2 protein-coding genes are annotated in these 5139 nt (G+C 69.7%); both read right to left on the bottom strand.

Annotated features, from left to right (window positions below):
• A partial coding sequence (locus BN13_RS17590; protein WP_162199999.1) for a transglutaminase family protein occupies window positions 1-1585 on the bottom strand: 1585 nt, incomplete at its 3' end.
• A 705-nt stretch (window positions 1586-2290) separates the two neighbouring features.
• Window positions 2291-5139, bottom strand: a 2849-nt coding sequence (locus BN13_RS19465) for an ExeM/NucH family extracellular endonuclease (protein ID WP_162199998.1), incomplete at its 5' end; no start/stop codon positions are given.

Here is a 5139-nt window from a genome sequence, read left to right as displayed (position 1 = left end):
CGCCCGCCGGGTCGGCGAAGAGGGGCACGACCCAGCCCGCCGCGCGCCCGGGCGTCAGGTCCGCCTCCTGGATGCGATCGGCCCGGCCGCGCGCGCCGGCCAGCGCCGGGTCGGTGGGGTCGAGGTCGGTGGTTGGGGGCGGACCGGCCGGGCGACGAGCGTCGTCCCACAGGCGTGCCCACGGATCCTCGTATGCCGCGCGGCACGCGTCCGCCGGCACGCCCAGATTGGTGGCGATCGCCAGGGCGAGGTCCCGGCTCAGCTCAGCCGGGTCGGCGTTCGTGATCGCGGGTGGCGGCGGTCCCCACGGATCGTCCAGCAAACTCTGGTCTTGCCAAAGCGGCTGGCCGTCAGCACGCCAGGCGAGTTGAATCTGCCAGCGCGGGAGGGGCTCACCCGGGTACCACTTGCCTTGACCATGATGGACGAGGCCGGACGCGGCATACCGACGCCGGAGTCGGGTGGCGAGCGCGGTGGCGAGGCGGCGCTTGTCGGGGCCGTCGGCGGCGGTGGACCACTGCGGACTGCTCGTATCGCCGGTGGCGACGAAGGTCGGCTCGCCGCCCATGGTGAGGCGGACGTCGCCAGCCGCGAGGTGGGCATCGACGACCTCGCCGAGCGCGTCGACGGCGGCCCACTGGCTCGGGGAGTAGGGGAGGGTGACGCGGGCGTCCTCGTGGATGCGGGTGACGCTGTTGGTGAAGGCGAAGCTGACCTCGACTGGCTCGGTGGCGCCGGTGATTGGGGCGGCGGCGGAGGGGTGCGGGGTCGCGGACAGCGGGATGTGGCCTTCGCCGGCGAACAGGCCAGAGGTCGCATCCAGCCCGACCCAGCCGGCGCCGGGGATGTAGACCTCCGCCCAGGCGTGCAGGTCGGTGAAGTCCGCGTCGGGGCCTTGGGGGCCGTCGACGGGCTTACTGTCGGCGACAAGTTGGACGAGGTAGCCGGAGACGAAGCGGGCCGCCAGGCCGAGTTCGCGCAGGATGGAGACGAGGAGCCAGGCGCTGTCGCGGCACGAGCCGAGCGCGGCGCTCAGCGTGTGATCGGGGGTCTGGACGCCGGGTTCGAGGCGGACGGTGTAGGCGACATCCCGCTGGACGGCTTGGTTAAGGCGGACGAGGAAGTCCACGATCCGCGGGTTTTCGCCGTCGGCGAGGACCGCGTTGCGCGTCAGCCAGGCACGCACGAGCGGGCCGGGACCCGCGCCGGGCTGGTCCTCGTCGACGGGCCGCAGATAGGGCTCGAGGTCCGCGCGGAGCTGCTCGGGATAGGTGAATGGGTAGTGCTGCGCATACTCCTCGACGAAGAAGTCGAAGGGGTTGATGCTGGTCATGTCGGCCACGACGTCGACGGTGATGTCCAACTCGCTGACCGGCTCGTTGAAGACGACCCGGGCGAGATAGTTGCCGAACGGGTCCTGCTGCCAGTTGACAAAGTGGTTGCGCGGGGTGATCGACAGCGAATACGCGTCGATGGGCGTGCGCGAGTGGGGTGCCGGGCGCAGCCGGATAGTGTGCGGGAAGACGGTCACCGGTCGGGCAAACGTATAGGTCGTTCGATGCTCGATCGCCACTCGAATCGTCACGATGGCCAGATTAGGCGCGGACGGCGCCGGTGCGCGCGGCCTGCTCACCAGGGTTTACGTGGCCGTAACGCCAGCCCAACGCGCGCCGCCGTCGGCGGCCCGGACCCAGCGGACGCAATAACCTGCGGCGGACGCAAAAGCTATTGCGTCCGCGCCAGGTTATTGCGTCCGGGTGGTCTTCATCGGGTCCTCGAACTGATCTGATCCACGAGCTCAGTGGGACGCGCCGACGGCGCGGCTACTGGCCTGCGTCAGCAAGGTGGTGGCATGTTCGACAGCACCGCTGGCCTGCTGCAGCGTGGTGATCATCGTGGCCAGCGCATCTTCGAGCGCGTGCCGGTCCGGCCCGCCACTGGCGGACGGGGCCGCAGGCGTGATGGTGCGCGCGACCGCGCGAGGTAGCGGCGTCCACTCCGGGACGGCAGTCGCCGTGGCGACGGCCCGCGTGGTCAGGCGCTCGGTCTGGGTCAGCAGATCGTCTGTGCTCGCTCCCGAGTTCGCTTGCTCGTATGCCGCCAGCTCGGCCTCGTCGTGGCGACGGCGCTGATCGGCGTGGCCGGGATAGTGGCGGTCGCCGCCCTCGCCTGACCGGGCTCCCCCACGTCATACGTTCGCGCTCACGTCATACCGTTCCGCTCACGTCACCCCATAGAGCGGGTGACGTGAGCGGAACGGTGTGACGTGAGCGCGAAGGCGGTGATGTGGTCAGGGCAGATTGACCTTCACATCTCCCTGGAATGGGTTGTAGTCGGTCGCCCGGTCGGTCCCGGCGCCACCGTCGAAGAGGTCGGCACCCAGCCCGCCGGTGAGCGCGTCGGAGCCGCCCTGCCCCAGCAGGAGGTCGCCGTCGGCGCCGCCGTTCAGGACGTCATTGCCTTGGCCGCCGATCAGGGTGTCCGTCCCGTCGTCGCCGAAGAGGCGATCCGCACCGCCCATACCGCAGAGCAGGTCGATCCCGCCGCCGCCGGCGAGGGTGTCATTGCCGAGTCCGCCGAGCATCATGTCGGAGCCACCACCGCCTGTAGCGGTATTGGCGCCCGCGGTCCCGACGTACACCGCGATCGTGCGGGTCACCGTGGCCGTGCCATCCGTGGCTCGTATGGTGATCACGGCCCGCCCGCTCTTGCCGGGTACGGCGCTAACGGCGATGGTCCGAGTGCTCCCGGCTGGCGAGACCACGATGCCGGAGTTGCGCACCAGCGCCTGATTGCTCGACGTCGCGGTGACGGAAGCTGCCGTCCCGTCGACATCCGTCACGGACAGGTTCATCCGGCCGGAGGTGTTGGTCAGGCACGTGCCGCCGGCCCGAATCCGCAAGACGGGAGCGTCGTTCACCGGGGTGACGTCAATGGTGACCGTCGCCGGCTCGGAGGTGTGCACGCCGTCACTGACCGTGAACTCGAAGGAGTCCGGACCGTTGTAGTTCGCGTCCGGGGTATAGGTCAGATCCGGAGCGGTGCCGCTCAGGGTGCCGTGGCTCGGGGAGGAGGTCACGGCATACGTCAGGGGTTGGTTCTCCGGATCGGTGCCCGACAGCGTGATCGCAGCGGCGGTGTCCTCGGGGGTCGTGACCGACTGCGCGGTGGCGGTCGGGGCGAGGTTCACCGGCGCGGCGAGGGCGAGTCCGACCAGGACGGGGTCGTGGTCGGAGACGCGGTACTCATCCGGGGCATAGAGCGAGGCGACCTGCGCCGGGGACTTGAAGTTGGTGTTGTAGTCCAGCACCGACGGCTCGTCGGCGTTGATGTGGAAGTCCGCAACACCGGCGATCTGAGCGTCGAGCGAGGCCGAGGCGAGCGCGTGGTCGAGATAGCCCCACTGCCCGTCGAAGGCGTAGGAGTAGGCGTCCGCGCCGAGGCGGGCCTTGATCAGGTGCACGAAGCCCGCGTTCTGGAGGGCCGTGATCGGGTCCTCCATCGCGTACGAGTTGTAGTCGCCGACGAGCAGCACGTCGGGGTCACCGGTCCCGGTGGGGTCGCCGGCAAGCCAGGACGTCAACGCATTGACCGCGTTCAGGCGGACCTGGTTGCAGTTCCCCTGCCCGTCCCCGGCGTCCGGCACGCTGCACGCGCTGCCTTTGCTCTTGAGGTGGTTGACGTTGAACACGAAAGTCTCGCCGCTCGCGTTCTCCGTGAACGCCTGGGCCACCGTCGCGCGGTTGCGCGGGTCGGGGTCGCCGCCGGTGACGAAGGCCGCGGAGTTCAGGACCGCCGTCGTGCCGACCGGCGTCACCGACGCGGGCTTGTAGATCATGCCCACCTTGATCGCGTCGGCGCCGAGGGCGTCGACCTGGCCGGAGCGGGCGTCGACGTCGAGATAGGCATAGGTGCCGGCGCCCATGGCCGCGTTGAGTCGATCGACGAGGTCGGCGAGCGCGCTGCTCGGGCCGTAGCCGTCGTTCTCGATCTCGTTGACTCCCAGCACGTCGGGATTCATTGCCTGGATCGCCGCAAGCGTCTTGGCTGCCTGGCGGTCGAACTCGGCCTGGTTGTCCGCTCCGCGGCAGTCCATCGCGGCACCGGTCGTGCCACCCGTGCACGCGCCGGTCCCGAAGGTGTTGAAGTAGTTGAGCAAGTTCATCCCGACGGCCTTGAGCGTGCCGCCGACGGCCGGTGCGGTCGTGGGACGCGCGTTGGCCGGAACAAAGTCCGGTGCTCCGCCACCCAGCGCGCCGATCGGCCGGACACGGTAGTTGTTCGGTGAGGCCGAGTTGCCGCCCCACGTGTAGGTCATGACCCCGGTCAGACCGGTGATCGTGTCGCCGCCGCGCAGGGTGTTGCTCGCCGACAGCGGCTGGCCGCCGCGGCCGAAGACGATCGGGTCGGGGTTCTGCGCCTGGGTTGCGTCGTCGACGATGATCCGGCGCTTGTTGTTCTCAGCCTGGAGGGCGAGCGCCGCAGCACCGGGGGCCACCACATTCGTCGGCTGCTGCAGCCGGCCACCCGAAGACAACGTCACCTGGCCAAAGCGGCCGAGCTGGAAGTGCTCCGTGACGGAGAGTTCCTGCGCGAAGGTGACGAGCATGCCTTCATACGGCTCGAAGCCGTCGGTGGCGGAGTCGACCGGCAGGCTGACCTCGGTGGGCGTGACGGTGCCCGTCGTCCCACAGGGCGCGATCCCGGTGGTCGAGGAGATCTGCGTCTGTCCCTGGTTCTCGGTGGCGCCACCGGTCACCTGGACGACATCGCCCACCGCTACCCGGTTGGCGTTGTCGCCCTCAAAGACAAAGATGCCGTCGGAGGTCGCGGAGTTGTCGTCGCCCGCGTCCTGCAGATAGAAGCCGCGCAGGTTAGGCGAGGCCCCCTCGTAGTCGCCGACAACGACGCCCTGCACCGTGACCTGCCCGGTGATCCCGACGGCACCGTCGGTCTGAACCGAGCCGATGCTCTGGTCCTCGGCCGCGCACGGGTTTGTCGCGGTGACCGTCAACGGGATGCTCCCGCTCGCGCTCCGGTCTTGAGCGTCGGTGATGGTGAACGGAAGACTCGTGGTGCCGGGGGCCGCCGCGGGGTCGACGGTGGCGCTCGCGCTGAAGATGTCGTCACCGGCGGTGG

Source organism: Nostocoides jenkinsii Ben 74 (assembly GCF_001046875.1).
In the GTDB taxonomy this organism is placed as follows: Bacteria; Actinomycetota; Actinomycetes; order Actinomycetales; family Dermatophilaceae; genus Nostocoides_A; species Nostocoides_A jenkinsii.
This window is presented reverse-complemented; position numbering and strand designations above follow the sequence as displayed.